The sequence below is a fragment of the Luteolibacter arcticus genome, from assembly GCF_025950235.1.
GTDB classification, from domain to species: domain Bacteria; phylum Verrucomicrobiota; class Verrucomicrobiia; order Verrucomicrobiales; family Akkermansiaceae; genus Haloferula; species Haloferula arctica.
This window is the reverse complement of sequence record NZ_JAPDDT010000013.1, coordinates 150,025-169,344: the sequence shown is the minus strand read 5'-3', so window position 1 is coordinate 169,344 and position 19,320 is coordinate 150,025. Positions and strand designations below refer to the sequence as shown.

At 62.6% G+C, this 19,320-nt stretch carries 15 protein-coding genes; 10 read left to right on the top strand and 5 right to left on the bottom strand.

The window, feature by feature from the left end; genetic code table 11:
* Positions 1-2: 2 nt before the first annotated feature.
* The gene (locus OKA05_RS22490) at positions 3-1,553 is read left to right on the top strand and encodes a DUF1501 domain-containing protein (protein ID WP_264489448.1); all 1,551 of its coding nucleotides are present in this window, start codon (positions 3-5) and stop codon (positions 1,551-1,553) included.
* 26 nt (positions 1,554-1,579) lie between these two features.
* The gene (locus OKA05_RS22485) at positions 1,580-2,107 is read left to right on the top strand and encodes a hypothetical protein (protein ID WP_264489447.1); all 528 of its coding nucleotides are present in this window, start codon (positions 1,580-1,582) and stop codon (positions 2,105-2,107) included.
* A gap of 273 nt (positions 2,108-2,380) precedes the next feature.
* Here OKA05_RS22485 and OKA05_RS22480 read toward each other — a convergent pair whose 3' ends face one another.
* Complete coding sequence (locus OKA05_RS22480; protein WP_264489446.1) at positions 2,381-3,913, bottom strand: DUF5060 domain-containing protein; 1,533 nt, start codon at positions 3,911-3,913, stop codon at positions 2,381-2,383.
* 331 nt (positions 3,914-4,244) lie between these two features.
* Positions 4,245-4,901, bottom strand: a complete 657-nt coding sequence (locus OKA05_RS22475) for a PEP-CTERM sorting domain-containing protein (protein ID WP_264489445.1) — start codon at positions 4,899-4,901, stop codon at positions 4,245-4,247.
* A gap of 273 nt (positions 4,902-5,174) precedes the next feature.
* Between OKA05_RS22475 and OKA05_RS22470 the strand changes: the two genes are divergently transcribed.
* On the top strand, positions 5,175-8,063 hold the full coding sequence (locus tag OKA05_RS22470; protein WP_264489444.1) for a glycoside hydrolase family 18 protein: 2,889 nt from the start codon (positions 5,175-5,177) through the stop codon (positions 8,061-8,063).
* 190 nt (positions 8,064-8,253) lie between these two features.
* Here OKA05_RS22470 and OKA05_RS22465 read toward each other — a convergent pair whose 3' ends face one another.
* The gene (locus OKA05_RS22465; RefSeq protein ID WP_264489443.1) at positions 8,254-10,152 is read right to left on the bottom strand and encodes a beta strand repeat-containing protein; all 1,899 of its coding nucleotides are present in this window, start codon (positions 10,150-10,152) and stop codon (positions 8,254-8,256) included.
* Positions 10,153-11,079: 927 nt separating this feature from the next.
* On the opposite strand from OKA05_RS22465, the gene OKA05_RS22460 reads away from it, so the two are divergent.
* Positions 11,080-11,313 carry a hypothetical protein gene (locus OKA05_RS22460; protein WP_264489442.1) on the top strand — a complete coding sequence of 78 codons (234 nt, stop codon included), beginning with the start codon at positions 11,080-11,082 and terminating at the stop codon, positions 11,311-11,313.
* An 18-nt stretch (positions 11,314-11,331) separates the two neighbouring features.
* Here the strand turns inward: OKA05_RS22460 and infA are convergent, their stop codons facing one another.
* Complete coding sequence (gene infA / locus OKA05_RS22455) at positions 11,332-11,532, bottom strand: translation initiation factor IF-1 (RefSeq protein WP_264489441.1); 201 nt, start codon at positions 11,530-11,532, stop codon at positions 11,332-11,334.
* 229 nt (positions 11,533-11,761) lie between these two features.
* On the opposite strand from infA, the gene ftsY reads away from it, so the two are divergent.
* From ftsY to hflX, 6 genes are all read left to right on the top strand, one after another.
* Positions 11,762-12,613: a signal recognition particle-docking protein FtsY gene (ftsY, locus tag OKA05_RS22450; protein WP_264489440.1), complete on the top strand. Its 852-nt coding sequence runs from the start codon at positions 11,762-11,764 to the stop codon at positions 12,611-12,613.
* Positions 12,614-13,133: 520 nt separating this feature from the next.
* Positions 13,134-13,664, top strand: coding sequence for a hypothetical protein (locus OKA05_RS22445; protein ID WP_264489439.1), 531 nt, complete (start codon positions 13,134-13,136; stop codon positions 13,662-13,664).
* Positions 13,585-14,853, top strand: coding sequence for a beta-ketoacyl synthase N-terminal-like domain-containing protein (locus tag OKA05_RS22440; RefSeq protein WP_319800664.1), 1,269 nt, complete (start codon positions 13,585-13,587; stop codon positions 14,851-14,853). Before OKA05_RS22445 ends, OKA05_RS22440 begins: the two co-directional genes overlap by 80 nt.
* Complete coding sequence (locus OKA05_RS22435) at positions 14,850-15,980, top strand: HAD-IB family phosphatase (RefSeq protein WP_264489438.1); 1,131 nt, start codon at positions 14,850-14,852, stop codon at positions 15,978-15,980. The genes OKA05_RS22440 and OKA05_RS22435 overlap by 4 nt, the downstream gene beginning before the upstream one ends.
* A 407-nt stretch (positions 15,981-16,387) precedes the next feature.
* Positions 16,388-16,726, top strand: a complete 339-nt coding sequence (locus tag OKA05_RS22430) for a hypothetical protein (protein ID WP_264489437.1) — start codon at positions 16,388-16,390, stop codon at positions 16,724-16,726.
* Positions 16,727-16,847: 121 nt separating this feature from the next.
* On the top strand, positions 16,848-18,137 hold the full coding sequence (gene hflX / locus OKA05_RS22425) for a GTPase HflX (RefSeq protein ID WP_264489436.1): 1,290 nt from the start codon (positions 16,848-16,850) through the stop codon (positions 18,135-18,137).
* Positions 18,138-18,141: 4 nt separating this feature from the next.
* On the opposite strand, the gene OKA05_RS22420 is transcribed toward hflX, so the two are convergent.
* Positions 18,142-18,864: a hypothetical protein gene (locus OKA05_RS22420; protein WP_264489435.1), complete on the bottom strand. Its 723-nt coding sequence runs from the start codon at positions 18,862-18,864 to the stop codon at positions 18,142-18,144.
* Between the last annotated feature and the right edge of the window lie 456 nt (positions 18,865-19,320).

Genomic DNA, 19,320 nt, shown 5'->3' with positions numbered 1-19,320 from the left:
TCATGTCCACCATCGACCAGGACCGCGCCCGTCTCCTCCGCTCCCGCCGCAGCTTCTTCCGCACCATCGGCGGGGCCGCACTGGGCTCCGCCGCCATCTCCACCACCCTGCGGGATTTCCGGCTCATCAATTCCGCCCTCGCCCAAGGCAATGGCGTCGGCGGCAGCTTCACCGACTACAAGGCGCTGGTCTGCATCTTCCTCAACGGCGGCAACGATGCCAACAACCTGATCATCCCGCGCGGAGCCCAGCATGCGAACTATGCGGCGATCCGCGGGAATCTGTTCATCCCGGAATCCCTGCTGCTGCCGATCTCACCGCTGAACAACGACGGCAACGAATACGGCTTCCACCCCGGCTGCCCGCAGCTCGCCAACCTCTTCCAGGCTGGCAAGCTGGCCACGCTCTTCAACGTGGGTCCGCTGCTCTTCCCGACCAACCGCGTCCAGTATCAGAAGAAACTCGTCGCCTTGCCGCCTCAGCTATTTTCCCACTCCGATCAGGTCACCCACTGGCAAACCTCGCTGCCCGACCAACCGCCTCGCAGCGGTTGGGGTGGCCGCGTCGCCGACTATCTCCATCCGTACCAGACCGAGTTGCTCGAGGATCCGGTGGACCGGGCGAAGGTTTCCCTCTGCACCAGCATCGCCGGGGCCAATACCTTCGAGGTGGGCAATACCGTCCAGCAGTTCCACGTCTCTACCAGTGGCGCTGTCACCTTGGCCGGTGCCGCTTCTAACAGCACCTCGACGGCGGAGCGGGGAAATGTCATCCGCCGGATCGCCCGGCTAAACCAAGAGAACCTCCAGGCCGACGCCTTCGGTGATGTCATTGATAATGCCATCATCGCGGGAGCCATTCTCAATGACTCGGTCGCGGCCACCTCATCCGGTGCTCCCGCCAATTGGGTCTGGAACACGCCCTTTCCTTCCGGCGGCCTTGGCGATCAATTGAAGATGGTCGCCCGCATCATTGCCGGCCGGAAAAACCTCAAGGTGAAGCGCCAGATCTTCTTCGTCTCCGCCGGCGGCTACGACACCCACACCGCCCAGTTGGGTGACGGCACCCAGGAGGAGGCCGCCGTGACCGGCTCCCACGCCAACCTGCTTGCCACGCTCAGCCAGGCCATCGGTGCCTTCCAGGCCGCCATCGAACAGATCGCCGCCTACAATAACCCGCTTAACCCCGACATCGGCGATCCCGCCCTGGCGAATAACGTGGTCGGCTTCACCACCTCCGACTTCGGCCGCACCTTCCCCACCAATGGCCAGGGCAGCGACCACGGCTGGGGCAGCCACCACCTCATCTTCGGTGGCAATGGCAATCCCACCACCGGCGCCGTGATCGGCAAGAAGACCTACGGCACCTTCCCGGTGCTCACCGTCAATGGCCCCGACGACACCAGCACCGGCCGCTGGATCCCCACCACCAGCGTGGACGAATACAGCGCCACCATGGCCAAATGGTTCGGCGTGGATGCCGCCCACCTGCCGGTGGTCTTCCCGAATCTCGGCCGTTTCGCCACGCCGGACCTCGGCTTCATGCGGGTCTGAAACTACGAGACCTACCGTAGTTTCCCATGAAAGTCCTCGTCGCCACCGTCGTCGCGATCCTCCTGTTAGGCCTTGCCCTCTGGCGGCCATGGGAATCACAGCCGGCGCCTGCCTCCCCGTCCCCGGCTCCCCCGGCGGCGAAAAACCCGCCACCGCCCGCACCGGAAACGTCTTCCGAAGAACCGGCCGTCACTCCCGTCGAGCCACCGCCCCCGCCTCCTCCGGCAACCGATCTCTCGCTGCTCACGCCCGAGGAAATCCAACGCGTCCGCGACGCCATCGACAGCATGGAGCTCGTCCTCCGCGACTACGCCGTAGCCTTGGGCGGCAATCCCGTCGGCACCAATGCCGAAATCACCTCCGCCCTGCTGGGCGACAATGCCAAACAGCTCCGGCTGGACCTCCCCGGCGGATCATCGGTCAACGCCACCGGAGAACTTTGCGACCCATGGAGCACCCCGTGGTTCTTCCACCAGCTCAGCGCCACGAAAATGGAACTCCGCAGCGCCGGCCCCGACCGGAAGCTCTACACTAAGGACGATTTCGTCCGGTAAGCCATCTGCCCGGGCGATCGCCCAAGCCGGAACGCGATCCGTGCTTTGGTCACGCCGTAGGGATAAACGTGCATGGGGTCTGCATGGGGAGTCCTGGCGGGACATTCCACCGCTCGAACCACTTGCGGGGCGTGAGGACCGCGAAGTCCCTCGCCTTGGCGTCGATCCGCCCCACCCCTAGAGCCTGACCGGGCGTGCCCCCCAGTGTGTCCTGCGTCCACTGGCAGGTCCCCAGCAAATAGGCCGCAGCACTTTTGCAGGGCCGGCGGGCTGTTATTGCTGGCTGGGAACGCGGATTCGCAAAAGGTAGTCAGGGTGCGGGGCGGTAAAGCTGAATTCCCCGGGCTTTACGGGCTGGAGCTTTCTGGCCGACATGTTCCAGGTGTCGATCTCGTCGACCTCATATTCGCGCTCTCCCTCCATCTGTAGGCGGACAGGGCCTTCAGCCGTCGCGTAAACGAGATAGACCGAACCGGGCTTTGACAGTGCGAACGCGCTCTGTCCCAAGCGGGCCGGAGTCATCTCGGCGTAAGGGAGGGCCTCCATCGTTTTGCGCAGGAACGCGATGCGCGGCGGGCTCTCCCCGCGGAGTACTCCCCCTTTGGACCACCACAGGACGTCCTGCGGGTGCCGCAGCGTCTCGCCGTGGCCGACGTATCCGCCGCAGACAGTGCCCACCCAGAATTGCCGCAGCATCTCGGGGCCGGTGAGCTTGCCCCAACTGGCGCTGATGTTCCCCTCGTAGCGGCACTCGTCCAGCACGACGGGCTTCTGGAACCTCTCACGCCATTTCAGGATCTGGCTCGGGTCCCTATGCTGGACGCTTACATGGGTTACCCAGGGCTTCGAGTGGTCGTACAACTTGGACGCGTGATGGATGCCGCGGAGCCTGTGGTGCGGATCTTCCTTTTCCAGAATCGACAGGATCCGGTCCCAGTCCTCCATGCGCTTGTTGCCCCGCTGCCCGTCCCGCAGCGGCGGGATCATGAAGTCGTACTCGTTGGCCGCCGACCACCAGACGTTCCGATAGGCAGAGAGCCTGGCGATGGCATATCGCAGGTAGCGGTCGTCGGCCTCGGAATCCATCTCGGCGAAGCCCCATCGGTCGTACGGGTGAAAGAGGATCAGGTCCGCCTCGATCCCGAGCTTCCGAAGGTCGCCGATGCGTTGCTCAAGGTGCCGCCAGTTCGCGGGATCGAAGCGCTCGAAGTCGAACGCCTTTCCGTCGGCTGCGCGTGCGAACGGGAATGTAGTGGGATCGTTGGCGTTGTGCCTGTATGACTTCGGGAACACGCACATCCGGAGCTTGTTGAACGGCTCGGTCGCCAGCGTCTCGAGGGTTTGCTTCTGAAGCTCGTCCGTCTGGTGGGTCCACGCGTAGCAGGTGGTGCCTACCTGGAAGAACGGCGTGCCGTCGGCATATGCCAGGTGGAAGGTCTCACGGATCCGGACGGGGCCGTGGTTGTCCCCGGTCGCAGCGGTCGCCTCGAAGCTTCCGTCCTTGCCGCTCAGCTCGGCCTGGTTGCTCCGGGTCGTGTAAGTCCAACGCCCCGGGTCGGGAGGCGAGAAGCGGACGCGATACACGCCTCCCCCGTCGTAGAAGCCCGGCACGGTGATGGTCTCCTCGCCCTTGGTGAACCGGGCGGATAGCTGGACCTCGACGAACGGGTTCCCAGATGATGGCCCGGACAGCGTAAGCTCAAGCACATCCCATCGCTCGACCGACTTCGGCTGCTCTGCCGGAAGCGGTGACAAGAACGGAAGGAAGGCTGTCAGGGACCAAGCGAGGGGAAGGTTGCGCTTCATTGAGATTCTTGGTTAGGGACGAATATAGGTAAGGACTATAGTGCACGCACATTTCTCCACCCTACTAACCCAAAGCGGGGAAGGCATGGGCGATGAAAGGCCGTCGGGTGAGACGCAACGGCCTTGATAACGCGGCTCCGTCAGTAGAGGGAGGTGTCCCCCTGAAGAGAGAGGGAAGCGGCGATGTTGTTCCGCGAAATGCTGCACCGCAGCGTGCGCCTCAGCGCTGCGTCGCGCGAGCCTTGCCGGACGGCTCGCCCACCACGCCAAAAAAAAAACAGCCGGGATCGATCGGTCCCCGGCTGCGCGTAATGCCGTTGCGGCGAAATTTTTATGGCCGGCGTCGGCGCAATAGACCGAGCACACCCAGCCCGCCCAACAATGCGGCGGATGGCTCGGGGACAACGCTGAGCGAAACATCGTCAATCAACGGAAACTGCCCGTCCCCCGCGGTGCGGAAGAATCGCAGGTAGAGCGTGTTGCCCACACCGGCATCGCTGGCCTCCACCGCGGCCGTCGTTGAAATGGAAGACGATTGGTAGGCACCCGTGCCAGTGACCGTTCCGGAAAACAAGGCCACCCCGGTGGTGCTGGCTCCCTCGTCGAAATCGACGTCACCTTCGGCGCTGTAGTAAAAGATCTGCCAACTGATGACCGGGCTGCCGGTCGCGTTGTTGTCACGATGGAAGAACTGCAGGTCGAAAGTGTCACCTGCGGCAATGATGTGGCCAAGGTTGATCGTCGGTTGCGATGCAAGCGACACGATGCCTGCCGAGGTTCCGGTCCGTGCGGGTGTGCTGATGACCGCGGTCGTGTCCACGCCGGCACCGTAGTTGTACCACCCCGAGACGTTTGCATACGTGGTCCCGGCAGAGTCGCGTGCCTCAAACCCACCGTTCCGTGTCGTCCCATCGATGAGCACGGTTGCGGCCTGGCTGACCACCATCATGGTGGCGAGGATCATTCCTTGGAAAATCAATGTTCTCATGAATCTGCTGGGCGAAAGTTCCCCTTCAATGCGCATCACCCGCAAATGCCTGCCGACGGTTGGTTTTCCCGACCAGATGGCGGCGGTGAAACTGGTCGGGTTTGAGGACCGGTAGGTTTCGGTGGCGAGAAGTCCCGCCTCGGCGAGAAGTGCTTCAGACGTGCCCCGCCTGGGCGGGGCAGCTCTAGCAAGGGGGAAAGTTCCAGGTCGGGGCAACGGCCACCCGCCAATCGTCGCGCCGCATTCGTCACGTCTTTTCCCACAAGCGGAATTATGAGAATCTCCATCTTCCTGCCATCTGCGATCGTGGCTGCCACCTGCGGCAGCTCGACCGTCCTTTCTGAATCCCTTCCGGCGAATGCATCCACCGCTCACAGTGCGGTGATTCATTTCGACCGAACGGATTACTTCGTGGAAAACCGTTATGGTGCCACGACCCCGACCAAGTCCGCCGGGCAACTCGAAACCGCCATCGTCTTCAACCAAGGCGCGTTCATGGAGCCTGACACCGACGGCCACCTCGATCTGCCGGCAAATTTCGCCGACCGGGTGGCATTCATCAGAAGCGCTTCGCCCAATGCCAAGTTGACGCTCGGGGTCTTTTCGCTCCGGCACATCGTGTCAAATCCAACGGGCCTGCAAGCATTCATCGACCAGGTTCATGAGCTTGTGGATACGCATAACTTTACCGGCATCGACATTGACTGGGAAGACATGCCAAACTCGGGAACCTATGTGAGCCCGGCGAACTACGGGGCGACGGTCAAGGCGATCGCCGATGAGTTCCGGCCCCAGGGAATCGTGGTCTCCACTTCCCATGCACACGGCTCGCAATATGAACCGTATGTGGAGGCGATTGCGAATACGGTCGATTTCGTGAACATCCAGTTCTACTTCGCCCAGTCGAATGCGATGGACCTGGCTACTTTCAAGAGCCGCCTGTCTGCCTACATCAACCGCGGCCTGAGAGCCTCCCAAATCCGCATCGGGCTGCCGTCGTACGGAATGACCGCCCAGGGCAATTCGACAACCGACAAATGGCGGAGCTGGAACCAACTGCGCAATGCAGGAGTCGATCTCGCCCAGGCGAACCAGTGGACCGACCCCGGCAACGGACACGTGTACTATTTCAGCGGCTTGGAGCTGGTAGATGCGAAGGTCAACTACGCAAGGAGCAATGGCTTCGCGGGTGTCTTCAGTTGGGAGCTTACCCAGGATACGAACTACGATCACGAGCTGTCCATCAACCGCCGGATCGACAGCCTGGCGGCGCAGACACCTGTCCTCGAACTCAGCAACTCGAATGCGGGAAACGGGGCGCTGGGGACTGGCGTGGCGACTCTGGGGTCCGGCGCGGTGCTTAATCACGGCATCCTCCGCTTCTCCCGCACGGGGACGAACGTTTATGGCAACACGATCGAGGGCAGCGGGCGAGTGGAAACGGCCGGCTCCGGCACCACGGTGCTCACCGGGGATAGCGGCTATGCAGGCGGGTCCCTCGTGGCCGCGGGATCAGTCCTGCAAATCGGCAACGGAGCCGCACAGGGAAGCATCACCGGGCCCATCGAAGTGAACGGGACGCTCGCCTTCAACCGGTCTGACGATTTGAACATCGCGAATCCCATCAGCGGGACGGGACGCCTGAACAAGGCCGGGGCTGGCCGCTTGTCGCTGGATGAGGAAGATCTTCCCCTCACTCTCACCACCTTCGCCATCACCGGCGGGACTGTGGCAAATACCGGGGACCTGCAATTCCCGGGGAACGTGCTGATCGGAGATGCCGCTACCGGCACCTTTTCCCAAAGCAGCGGAACGCTGACCTTTTCCACCCCGGTCGGCGATTGGGGGAATGGAGTGAACATCGGTCACCGCAATGGAGGCATCGGCCGCTATGAGATTGCGGGCGGCACATTGAATGTCCCCAACGCGAACACCATCCTCAGCGCCGGCGGTGCCTGCAGTGGCACGCTCGCCGTTTCGGGTAGCGGCACGGCGAATCTAAAAGGCATCGCCATGGGTACCAGCGCGACTGGAGTGGCACACCTGCACCTCATCGGCGGTCGATTGAATGTCGGCAGCGGGGGAATCTACCATTGGGTCACACCGGCCGCCGGCGCGGTGCGCGAGATCCGCCTGGAGTCGGGGGTGCTTGGAGCGCTGGAAGATTGGTCGAGCGCGGTGAACATGAGCCTTTCCGGGGCTGAGCTGGGAATCGCCATCGACACCGCGGATGGGACTTCACCGGATGAAACCCGGCAGATCAGACTTTCCGGCATTCTTTCCGGCGCTGGCAGTGTCACCCTGACCGGCGGAGGCTCGCTGGTGCTAGGCGGTACGAATTCATACACCGGGACCACCACCGTGGAGGAGGGAACCTTGTCGCTGGAAGGCAGCCTCGCCAGTGAAACCACCGTCGCCGAAAAGGGGACGCTCCGCGGCACCGGTGCGATCCATGCCCCGGTAAACGTGCAATCGAGAGGCACGCTCGCTCCGGCCGCAACGTCCACTTTCACCACCGGCAGGCTGGACCTCGCTGAGGATGCCATCCTTCTGGCCGAAGGCCGCACCTCCGTCACCGGGGATGTGAGCGTGGCCGGCGCGGAGATCGTGGTGACCACGGCTCCCGAGGCCAGTCCGGGGGTCTTGATTTCCTACTCCGGCATCCGCACCGGGAAGTTCGCAGCGACCACTGTGCCGCTCGGCTGGGAAATCCGGTATGACGACGATGCCCGCGAGATCCAGTTGGTCCCACGCGATGCCGGTTTCGGCGCCTGGATGGAGCAGCTCGAGGCGGAAGGCCAAACCGGCTTCAATGACGATGCCGACAGCGATGGCATTTCCAACGGCCTGGAGTTCGTCTTTGGCGGGGATCCATTGATTCCTGACAGCACCATTCTCCCCGCGCTCGCAGCATCGGAGGAAGGGGGATTCCGCTATTCCTTCCGGCGCGACTCACGGGCTCGCGAGCACAGCGTCATTACCGTGAAATTCAGCGATGATCTGAGCAGTTGGCCAGAGGAACGGGACATCATCTTGGGCGCTGACACCCTTTCGAGTCAGAGCATCGAGATCGCCGACCAGGGTGACCATGATTGGATCACGATCCCGCTTCCTGCAGACGCCCCCCGGACCTTCATTCGACTGGATGTGAGGGAGCCTTGAACGTCGGGCATGAGGGCGAGGCGGCGGGTGGGAGGCTCTCCGTCAGCTTTTCTGAGGCGGTCGTCTGGTTCAGAAAGGATCTCCCCCGAGGCACCGGGAAACAGGTCGGACCCGAACGTCCGTCGGTACTCAAAAAAAGCCTCCCGCGCGTGGGACGCGGGAGGGCTCTGTAGAAACGGCCGGGTATGGATCAGAGGGTCACATCCACCCGGAGGCGGGCGAATTTCACCGTATCACCCGCTTGGGGCACGCTGGCAGTGATGGTGTCCGTTCCATTCGGGTTCTCCGTGACCATCACTTCCTGCGACACGCCAACGGTGTAGCTTGTGGGCCAGGTGGCGAGCGTTGTGCCGACCTCGATCCTGAGCACGGTGTCGGGAGTTTTTGAGGCCCGATCGCGCACGAATTCGAAGACCATGTTTCCGCCGGAAATCGTGATGTCAGGCAGCTTGCCAGCGTCATTCGTGGTCCCTGAGCCACCAAGCACATACTCGACTGCGTTCGCGACGCCATCCTTGTCGAAGTCGGCGTTGGCCGTGCCGCCACCGGCATTGGTTGCGGCCCACGCACCATAGCCGGAGGAGGTTGCCAGGGTGAGCACTCCGGTGGTCTCGTCGAAGGTCCAGAGCTTGGAGCCGTCGGTCTTCGTCCACTTGTCGCCTCCGGCGTCGGCAAAGCCACTGAGGACGGTGAAAGTGGTCCCGTAGGCCCCGGGAAGCGAAGGGACATTTTCCAAGGTCCAACTGCCGCTGTTCAGGGCGGAAGCGGCCGTGGTATCGATGGCGAAATCGCCGTTGAGGAACACCGTTCCAGCACCGGAGAGGGTGTTGGTCGCTCCGCTGGTGGCACCGATGACGAATGTCAGCCGGGCGTTGTCGGCGAGGGTGAGGGTGCCTCCGTTAACGGTGGTGTTTCCGCTGTAGGTGTTCAGACCCGAGAGCGTGAGTCCGCCGAGGCCGGCGGTGTTCAGCGCACCCGCACCCGAAAGAACGCCGGAGAGAGTAATCGTCCGCGCCACCGCGGCGACTGGATCCGTGGTGTTGAAGGTGACGCCGGCAATGGCATCGTTCAGGATCATCGCCGCCGGGCTGGACCAATCGGCCAGAGCGCCCACGGTTCCCGCGCCGAGGGTAACGGTGCCTGCCGTCGTGGCCCCGCGGACCAGTCCGTTGGCACCCAGATTCAGTCGACCGCCGGTAATCAATATCGAGCCATTCGCCGTGGCGGAAGTCCCGGACAGCCCGATGCCGCGCAAGTTGGCCGTGCCGCTGGTAATGTTCAGCAAGGCTCTGGCACCCCCGCCGACCGTGACATAAAGATTGGCGTTCGGAACATTGAGTGTTCCGCCCTGGAGAAAGTAGGTATTCTGCGTCGTGGCGGCGGCGCGAAAGGCGATGGAAATGCCTTCGCCAAAGGTAGCGACATCATCGACCGCGGAGCCAAGGGTGACCGTCCCTGCGGTTTGGGTGAAGGAAGCGGCCCCGTTGACATTGTTGTTCACATGGAAGCTTCCGGTAACCGTCAAGTTTCCGGCCGAAGTGACATTGACCCGGTTGTTGCTGGCCGGGCCGCCGTTCAGCGACGCCAGGGTGAGTGGGGTTGCCGCAGGCAAATCGATCGAGCTGCCGACTGCGGTTCGGATCGCGCCGAGCGATATCCCTCCGCCGCCGGGCGCGGTGAACGTGGTCGCTCCGCTGAGTGTGATCGCGTCGCTGATGGTCTGAAACTCGGCGCTGTTGTTCGTGATGCCAGTGCTGAGAGTGAAAGCATTTCCGCTGATGAGATACGCCGGAGCGGGGGCATTGAAAGTGATACCGGCGAGGGTCACCGTGACCGCAGTGAGGTCATTGTTCAACGTCGTTCCCGCAGTTCCGGCCGCATTGAAAATGAGATCGTCGCCGTTGACGGGGGTAAAGTCCCAGTTGTCAGGGGTGGTCCAACTCGCGTCAGTGTTACCGATCCATACGCAGGGTGCCGCGTTTGAGGAGCCGGCCGCTGCCAGCGCGATGGCACTCACTGAGAGCGCAGCACGCACACGCACTGCAGGAGAGCAATGAGGGGAGAGGAATGGGTTGGGTTTGAATTTCATTCGTTGAAATTGCAAAGCTAACAATGGGAAATGGGGGGGCGCACGGAATGGTGTGGTTGGTTGGTCGGACCAGTTGTCCAGGCAGGCGCCGATCAGCCAGGGCTCCTCCACTAGGATTAAGTCCAACCCAGATGGACGGGATGGAGGCAGATTCACGGGAAGGTTCCGGTTCCCGACTCAAGATCCGGGCTTTCGGAATGGAATGGACCGGTTCAAATCTTCGATTTGAAGTCCATTCTGAGATCCATCTGCGTTCATCCCGCTGCGATCGCCTCGGCTTCCTGCCGGCGGTGATCACACCAGAGGATCACCAGAGGGTTCCCGCATCGTAACATTCTGCAGATGCTTCTGCGGTGGACCAGCACGCTCGGCGCATCGTCTGCACCGTCCCAAAACCAGAAAGCGGCTTCCAAAGCCTTGAGTCCCTCAAACTCCTTTACTCCGGTCTGGTAGAGATACCGGAGAAGCGGAGTCCAGAAAGCAGCCTCGGCTTCCGGAGATCCGGCGAACTCCAGTAACACCAGTATAGAGAGGCTTACTGGAGTTTCTGGAGTAGTCCCAGAGGCCCCGTTCAGACCGACGAATCAGAACCGTCAGCATGATCCCCGGGCTTCACGACAGCGAGGCATCCGCCGCCGTCGAATTTCAAACCCGCTTCGCTACTCCGGCAATTCCGGTAGAGAGACATGCCGAAATACCGGAATGCCTGAAGATGTTCGGCGACAGCAAAAGTCGTCCCAGCTTCCGCCGTGCACGGTCCCACTCAAGTCTTCCATCCCTGCCTTTCATCTGTGTCCCTCTGCGTCCATCTGCGGTTGAAATTCTGTCACTTCAACGTCATCAGGTAAGCGAACAGATCCGCCACCTGCTTCTCGCCGAAACCGTCGATGAGCCCCTCCGGCGGTCCTCCGCGACTACGCCGTGGCCTTGGGCGGCAACCCAGTCGGCACCAATGCCGAAATCACCTCCGCCCTGCTGGGCGACAATGCGAAACAGCTCCGGCTGGATCTCCCCGGCGGATCATCGGTCAACGCCAGCGGAGAACTCTGCGACCCGTGGAGCACCCCGTGGTTCTTCCACCAGCTCAGCGCCACGAAAATGGAACTCCGCAGCGCCGGACCGGACCGGAAGCTCTACACCCCGGACGATTTCGTCCGGTAAGCCCATCCGCCCAAGCGATCAGCCAAGCCGGAACGTGATCCGTGCTTTGGTCACGTCATAGGGAGACATTTCCATTTTCACCCGGTCACCAACGACCAGGCGGATGAAGCGCTTGCGCATCTTTCCGGAAATGTGGGCGAGCACTTCGTGACCGCTCTGAAGTTGCACACGGAACTGAGTACCAGCGAGAACCGAGGTAATCGTGCCTTCGACCTCCACGGACTTCTCTTCGCCGTCTGGTCCAAGCTTGCGGGCGCGCGGGCTATTGCGGTCACCGCGACGGCCACCGCCGCCTCGTCTAAATCCTCCTTGGGGCATAATGATTGAAAAACCTCGTCTTGTGACGGGCGCGGCGATTCATCGTCAATGCTGCGGCCGCATTCAACTGCAAAAACGCGCCGCGCTTGCCGCATCCGCCCCCGCCCGCTAGAAGCCGCCCCCACTTTCCATGGCTGGCTTCTTCAAATCCCTCTACAATAAGCTCTCGAACAAGGCGGAAATCGACTGGGACGAACTGGAGGCCGATCTGGTCACCGCCGACCTCGGGCCAAGGCTCGCCATGACCATCGTCGAGGAGCTCCAGGGGCTCGGTCGCCAGGTCTCCCCCGAGGACGTGATCGAGTCCGCGCGCCGCCACGTCGCCAGTCGCCTGCCGGCCGATTCCCCGCCGTTGCTGCCGCGGATGGACGGAAAACCGTTCGTTTTCCTCGTGGTGGGCATCAATGGCGTGGGCAAGACGACTTCCTGCGCCAAGCTCGCCCACTGGCTGCAACGCCGCGGCCAGCCGACCGTGCTCGCCGCCGCAGACACCTTCCGCGCCGCCGCCGTGGAGCAGCTCGAGCGCTGGGGCCAGCGGCTGAATATCCCGGTCGTGAAGGGCCAGCCAAACGCCGACCCGTCGTCGGTGTGCTTCAATGCCCACCAGAAAGCCATCGCCGACGGCTCGAAATATCTGATCTGCGACACCGCCGGCCGCCTCCACACCCGCCACAATCTGATGGAGGAGCTGTCCAAGATCAAACGCACGCTGGCCAAGAATGACGAAACCGCCCCGCACCTCACGCTGCTGGTGGTGGACGCCACCACCGGCGCCAATGCGCTCCAGCAAGCGAAGGAATTCCACAAGGCCTGCCCGCTCGATGGCCTGATCGTCACCAAGATGGACGGCTCCGGCAAAGGCGGCGTGGCCGTGGCGATCCACGACCAGCTCGGCATCGCCCCCCGCTTCCTTGGCACCGGCGAGGAGCCGGACCAGTTCTCGCTGTTCAGCAAACAGAAGTTCGTGGAGGAGATGCTGTGACGCGATCGGGCCCGGCTCGAAATGACACCGCCCGGGCTTCCTCACTTTGGGATCCGTGGATGGCAGGCGGATGGAAGATGGAGGTCAGCATCTGCCCGGGAGCGCCGGTCTTCAGACCGGCCCGAATGGTCCCTCGATGCTCGTCTTCAGTGGCGGAAGTCTGAAGTCGGAAGTCGGAAGTCGGAAGTCGGAGGACAAATGGGAGCGCTACGCCTCGGTGGTCTCCGACCCCTGACTTCCGGCCCGCCGCGTCTCCGACGCAGTTCCGTGGCCCGGGAGCGCCGGTCTTCAGACCAGCTGCCAAGGACCATTCGGGCCGGTCTGAAGACCGGCGCTCCCGGCGAGGCGGCCTCGGCTCCCTTCGCTTCCTTCTGTTCCGTATCCTCCTGCCTTTCTCCGTGACCTCCTGTCTTCCTCTTGTCCCCTCTCTGGGCGAGCAAAGGATACAAAACGAGGTGGCTCTGATGACTCCGCAGTTTCCCCTGTTCAGCGTGGGGGAGTTCGTGGGAAAGATGCTTCGATGCGCATCGCACTTCTTCTGCTGACGTTCGCTGCGGCTTCCGCCGGCTGCCACAAGACCACAGTGACCACCACATCCTCCACCGTGGCAACGTCGCCCGACACCTTGATCGCCGGCACGATCATCCGGTCCGCAGGCACGTGGTCGGCTCACAAAGCAAGGACCACCCAGAAACTGGACGTCACGGTGAGTGGAAACTCCATCTCATGGACGATCGACACGATGGAACAGCTACCGGGCGGAGGCTCAAGCGGCGGGTCGGGATCATCCGGCATGACCCTCTCATCGCCCACAGACCCGTGGTTCATCTTTGTCGAATCGCCCCGCCATCTGTGGTTCTTCAATGGCACGACCGACCTCACCTACAGCCTCTCCGATGGTGGCGGTTCGCGAAGCGGCCCGGCGATCCATGCCGGCAAGCTAATGCCCACCAACGAAAAGATCCCGCCGGATCTCGTCCGCCAGCTCCCTCCCGATCTTCAGAAGCAGCTTCCGCCGGTACCGCCCAAGGAGGAGCGTCCCAGCTTGTAGGCTGCTTCTATTTCCTTGGCATCGTCCGGCTGCGGTTCTAGTCCCTCGCATCGACACGCCGCTTGCCATTACCGGACTCGGAGCCCTGTCGGGGCTTGGTGGCGATATTTCCTCTCACTTTCGTGCGATCGAGGAGGGGCGCACCAACTTCCGGCCGCTTTCCGAACTGTTAGGAAACGACAGCCCCCACCGAGACCTCCCTGCCTCGTGGATCGGGCCACGGAAGCTGCTGCTCAGCCGCAAATGGGCACCCGCCAGCATGGCCGCACTCCATGTCGCACGCCAAGCGATCGCGGAGGCCGGATGGTCGGCGGACGACTTGGAAAACACGGCACTTTTCCTCGGCACCAGCCGCGGCACCGCAGCGGGCTGGATCGATCCATGGCCGGAGCGCCGCGCCTTTCCGCTGATGGCGGCCAGCAATTCGCTCCACAGCGAGCCGGCCGCTGCGGTGAGCATCGAGCTAGGCATCCGCGGCCCGTGGCAGGTCCAGGCCAGTGGCTGCGCGGCGGGGCTCGATGCCCTCGGCATGGCCGCGCTGTGGCTTTCCGCCGGACTGGCAGAGCGGGCGCTGGTCGTCGCCGTCGATCTTCCCCTCTCGGCTTGCCTGCTGGATAGCTATGCGGCCACCGGCATCCTGTCGAAGAGCGGGGTCAACGATCCCTACTCGCCGGCCACCACCGGCATCCTACCGGCCGAGGCCGCCGCCGCGATCACCTTGGAACGCACGCCGCAACCCGGAGCCCCACGGCTTATCGGCTACCTCGCCAATGCCGACGCCGCCGACGCCATCGGCATGCCCGCGGGAGCCCCGGGAGTCGTCCGGCTGTTAGAACAAGCGCTCGCGAAATTCGGCCCACCCGCCGCGTTGTGCCCGCATGCCAGCGGCACCGCCTCGCACGCCACCTTGGAGCCCGCCGCGATTCTTGCTGCCCTCGGCGAAGGCACCGCCCTTTGCCCGCTCAAGCCCTACCTCGGCCACGGCATCGGCGGCGGCGGCTTGCTTGAGATGGTCATCCTCGCCGCCTTCCTTCGCGATACCCGACTGCCCCCACCCCTTCCCCACCTGACTTGCCCCCCCCGCCTGACCATGACGCCCCCCGCCCTTTCCCCGGGAGCCACGGTCTTCAAACTCGCTTCGGCGCTCGGCGGAAAGAACTCCCTCGTCGCCCTACAAGCCCCGTCATGAACGATCTGCGCCTCGAAGTTTCCATCGACGACCAACGACTCCGCCTCTACCGCGGCGCCGAACTGGAGCGCGAATATCTCGTTTCCACGGCGACCAAGGGCGCGGGCTTCACCGAGGGCAGTTATCGCACGCCTACCGGGCGTTTTGTGATCGTCCAAAAGATCGGCGATGGCGAACCGGCCGGCACCATCTTCAAAAGCCGCCAACCCGTCGGCCAATGGCAGCCCGGCGAGGCCTGTGACCAGGATCTGGTCCTCACCCGTATCATCCGCATCAGCGGCCTGCAGGCTGAAAGCGCCAATACCTTCGACCGCTTCATCTACTTCCACGGGACCAATCAGGAAGAAAAGCTCGGTACACCCGCGAGCTGTGGATGCATCCGGCTGTCCAACACCGATATCATCGACCTCCACGACCGCGTCGAACCCGGCATGATCGTCGAGATCCCCCCCCCCACCTGTAGCCGCGGAAAACTGATCTTCTTCGACTGCGACTCCACCCTGTCTTCCATCGAAGGCATCGACGAGCTGGGCCGGGCCCGCGGTGCCGAGGTCTTCAAGATGGTCGAGCATCTGACTCATCAGGCGATGAACGGCGAAGTGCCGATCGGCGAGGTCTTCGGCCGCCGCATGGAGATCATCCGGCCCGACCTGGCGACCGCCGACGCCGTGGCGCGGCTCTATCTTGAAACCATCGTCCCGGGTGCCCCGGAAGTCATTGCCCGGCTGAAGGCCCGCGGCTGGACGCCGGTCATCTTGTCCGGTGGCTTCGCGCCCCTGATCCGGCCGCTGGCGGATGCCTTGGGCATCGAGCATGTCGAGGCAGTGCCGCTCCATTTCCATGCCGACGGCAGTTATGCCGGATACGGGGAGGGCTACCCGACCACCCGCAATGGCGGCAAGCCGGAAGTGATCCGCGAGTGGAAGCGCGCCATCCTTCCCGAATCAGTGGTGATGGTTGGCGACGGCATCTCGGATCTCGAGGCGAAACCGGAGGTGGATCTATTCATCGGCTTCGGCGGTGTGGTAGCTCGCAAGGCCGTGGAAGAAGGCGCCGACGCATGGATTACGGACATGTCCGATTTTGCGAATATCAAGTTACCCGGATCCGACCCATTCCCGGCTTAGCACCGGAGATGGATTGCGCCGCCGCGGGAGCGACATACGCAAATACCCCTAGAACTTGTTAGAAGGGACGTCGGACTTATCAGGTTTCTGAATTCATCTCCCGCAAAGGGCGGGACGTCGTCATCAGCGGCTGACGGTTGAAATCTTCCCGCCTTCGTGGGATAAACCGCCGCAGGGAGGCCGACATCCAGTCAGATCGAGGTCCGCAGCGATATTGAAACCCGGTCGCAAGAGCGCCGCAGGAACGCCTTCGAAGCATCTAACGAGAACGGCCCTTCCCATGTCCGATTTTGGTAGTGACGTCATAGATCCACCACGTAGTAGTTTTACGAATATATAAACTTTTTGAGTTCTTGATCCACATTGGTCTTGCGACCAGTCACCATTGAGATTAACCCTCCGGAGTCATGAGCAACTCCAACGTCAATGCCGCCAAAGGCCGTCGTTATACCACCAAAGAAAAAGCCGACATCATTGCTTTCGTCGACAAGGTGAATGCAGAGAAGGGTCGCGGTGGTCAAAGCGCCGCCTCGAAGAAGTTCAAGATCTCGCCCCTCACCATCTCGAGCTGGATTCGCTCGGGTATCGGCGGTGGCACGGTCAGCACCTCCGGCGCCGCCTCCGTGGCTGGCCCGATCGGCAAGAAGCTCTCAAAGCTGCAGGCACTGCACGATCAGATCGCCCGGGCGGAGAAAGAACTCGGCAAGTTGAAGTCACAGTTCAATGCCCTGAAGGCCGCACTGTAATCCGAATTTCAAATCCGAACCCGCCACGCCCGCCGTTCCCCGGAACGACGGGCGTTGTGTTTTCCCGTGGCGCGTTTTCCCCCTCGCAGGGCCGGTGTTACGGTGCCAAGGTCGCGGCGGAATGTTCGAAGTCCGCGAGAAACCCCAGTTGGTAGAGCGCGCCCTGCTGGTGCGCCTTTATTTCGATCCACGCGAGGAGGAAGAGTCCGAGGCCCTGTTAGAAGAGCTTGGCGAACTGGTCTCCACGCTCGGAATCGGCGTGGTGGAGAAGGTGCTGGCGCGCAGCCGGGAGATGCACAGGAAGTTCCTCTGCGGCACCGGCAAGGCAGCCGAGATCGTCGAACTGGCCAAGGCCCATCAGTGCGATTGCATCGTCATCGACAACCAGCTCGCCCCCTCCCAGCAGCGCGAGTGGGAGCGGGCGGCGGACCTGTGTGTGATCGACCGGGAGGAAGTCATTCTCGATATCTTCGCCCGGCGGGCCCAGACCAAGGAAGCGCGCCTCCAGGTAGAACTCGCACGCATGCAGTACGCCCTGCCACGGATGGCGAGGATGTGGGGACACCTTGACCGGGAGGGCGGTTCGGGGGGTGGCCAGGGGGGGGGGGCGGCCCGCGGCATGGGGGAAAAGCAGATCGAAGTGGACCGGCGGATGGCCCATGTCCGTATCGACCGCGCACGGCGGGAGTTGGAGGATGTCCGCAAGCAGCGGGCGACCCAGCGCAAGGAGCGGGAACGGATGGAGACGCCGCACGCCGCGATCGTGGGCTATACCAACGCCGGCAAATCGACTCTCCTGAACCAGCTCAGCGGTTCCGATGTCATGGCGAAAGACATGTTGTTCGCCACGCTCGATACCACGACCCGCAAGATCGAGCTACCCGACGGCCAGCCATTACTCATCACGGACACGGTCGGCTTCGTCCGCAACCTGCCCCACCGGCTCGTGGAAGCCTTCAAGGCGACGCTGGAAGAAGCCGTGCTGGCGGATTTCCTGATCCATGTGCTGGATGCGACTTCTCCGGAAATCGAGCGTTTCCACGAGACAACACTCCACGTTCTTGGCGAACTCGGCGCGGGGGACAAGACGACCATCACCGTCCTCAACAAGATCGACCGGGTGTCCGATCCCGACCGGCTGGCCGAGTTGAAGCGCCTGTTCCCCGATGCCTTGAAGATTTCCGCGACGACCGGACTGGGCATGCCGGAACTCTTGCAAAAGTGCTCCGAAGTGATGGCCGACCGGGTGCGTCGCCGCCGCTATCGCATTCCGCAGCGCCGCGCGGACCTGATCGGCATGCTTCACCGCGACGCCAAGGTGCTCTCCACCGAGTACGAGGAGAATGACATCCTGGTGACCGCAGTGGTCCCTGCCGCGATCGCCGGGCGGCTGGAGGAGTTCGCATGCTGAAATCTCAGCGGGGCTCCACCCACTGGAGTGCCTTCACCCCGGTGATCTCGAACTGGCGGCGCTTCTCGCTGCCATTCACCGCGCGCACCGAAAGGGTCGCCGGAAAAAGCGATTCCTTTGATTCCTGAAGATCGCCAGCAGACGGGTGCTTGCGGTCGAGGTAGAAGTCCAAGGTCTCCGATAGGTCGGGCGAGGTGGCTTTGAAATGGAGCCACTTTTGCTCATCGTTGAACTCGTGGAGGTAATATCCGCCAGCTTGGAGTATCACGCGGACCTCAGCGGCCTCGGTGACTTTGCCGGTGAGCAAGTCCTCCCAAGGCACCGAGCCAAGACGGGCATAGCACTTGAAATCGACCTTCGCTCCTTCGGGATCGACAGTAACGCTCAACAAGCGGGCGGGAGCATTGGCAAGCTCGGCACTGTAGGATTCAAAAACCAAGTCTCCCGACGAGCCGGCACTCAGCGGACGAAGTCCTTTGATTTGCTCGGAGGCACCTGGCCCATCCCTGAAGAAGGCCTCCATCGCGGGACCCACTTGCGCGGGATTCCGGACCAATTCCAAGCGCTCCTTGTGGTTCTTCGCCTTCGTGAAACGCTCGGCGATGACGGAAGGGATCGGGCCATGCCACTTCTCCGGTTGCCCAGCCGACTCCCTACGATCCTCCGCGATAGCCCTGCCGCCCGCCGATTGCTTGCGACCCATCAGCCAAAGACCAAGAACGGTCACGAGCAAGACGCCTCCCATCAAGGCTCCGATGACCCATTCCTTTTTGATTTGAGGCCCGGAACGATACCGGCGCTCACGGCCCCTTTCCCCTGACCCGGTGGATGAGGAGTGCCCGCTCCGCCGGCGGCCCTGAATGGCGTGAGATCTTACGTCACGCTCGACAAAATCTGTCGTGCGCTTGGACACGGGAACCCGCGAGGGAGAGTCGTCGGAAGTCATTGGCGGTTGGGAGAATCCGTCCTGCCGCGATCCTGACGGACGATTCTTGTCCGACAAGGTCTTTCCCGCCACAGCATGTGCAGGTAATTACTTATATCGCCGGCTGAATTTCAATGATCCGAAAATGAATCCGAGGACCTAGTCGTGCCTTTTGAGGCGAAAACGTCACCTGCCTGAGGAGGTTCAGAAAGCCTCACCGGGGGCTCGAGAATTCTGGGGCGGCCCCCAACGAACCAC

Coding starts and splice junctions, on each gene's coding strand:
- OKA05_RS22430 (WP_264489437.1), top strand. CDS start 16,388: ATGAGCAACTCCAACGTCAATGCCGCCAAAGGCCGTCGTTATACCACC.
- OKA05_RS22435 (WP_264489438.1), top strand. CDS start 14,850: ATGAACGATCTGCGCCTCGAAGTTTCCATCGACGACCAACGACTCCGC.
- hflX (WP_264489436.1), top strand. CDS start 16,848: ATGTTCGAAGTCCGCGAGAAACCCCAGTTGGTAGAGCGCGCCCTGCTG.
- OKA05_RS22475 (WP_264489445.1), bottom strand. CDS start 4,901: ATGAGAACATTGATTTTCCAAGGAATGATCCTCGCCACCATGATGGTG.
- OKA05_RS22445 (WP_264489439.1), top strand. CDS start 13,134: ATGCGCATCGCACTTCTTCTGCTGACGTTCGCTGCGGCTTCCGCCGGC.
- OKA05_RS22485 (WP_264489447.1), top strand. CDS start 1,580: ATGAAAGTCCTCGTCGCCACCGTCGTCGCGATCCTCCTGTTAGGCCTT.
- OKA05_RS22490 (WP_264489448.1), top strand. CDS start 3: ATGTCCACCATCGACCAGGACCGCGCCCGTCTCCTCCGCTCCCGCCGC.
- OKA05_RS22470 (WP_264489444.1), top strand. CDS start 5,175: ATGAGAATCTCCATCTTCCTGCCATCTGCGATCGTGGCTGCCACCTGC.
- OKA05_RS22465 (WP_264489443.1), bottom strand. CDS start 10,152: ATGAAATTCAAACCCAACCCATTCCTCTCCCCTCATTGCTCTCCTGCA.
- OKA05_RS22480 (WP_264489446.1), bottom strand. CDS start 3,913: ATGAAGCGCAACCTTCCCCTCGCTTGGTCCCTGACAGCCTTCCTTCCG.
- ftsY (WP_264489440.1), top strand. CDS start 11,762: ATGGCTGGCTTCTTCAAATCCCTCTACAATAAGCTCTCGAACAAGGCG.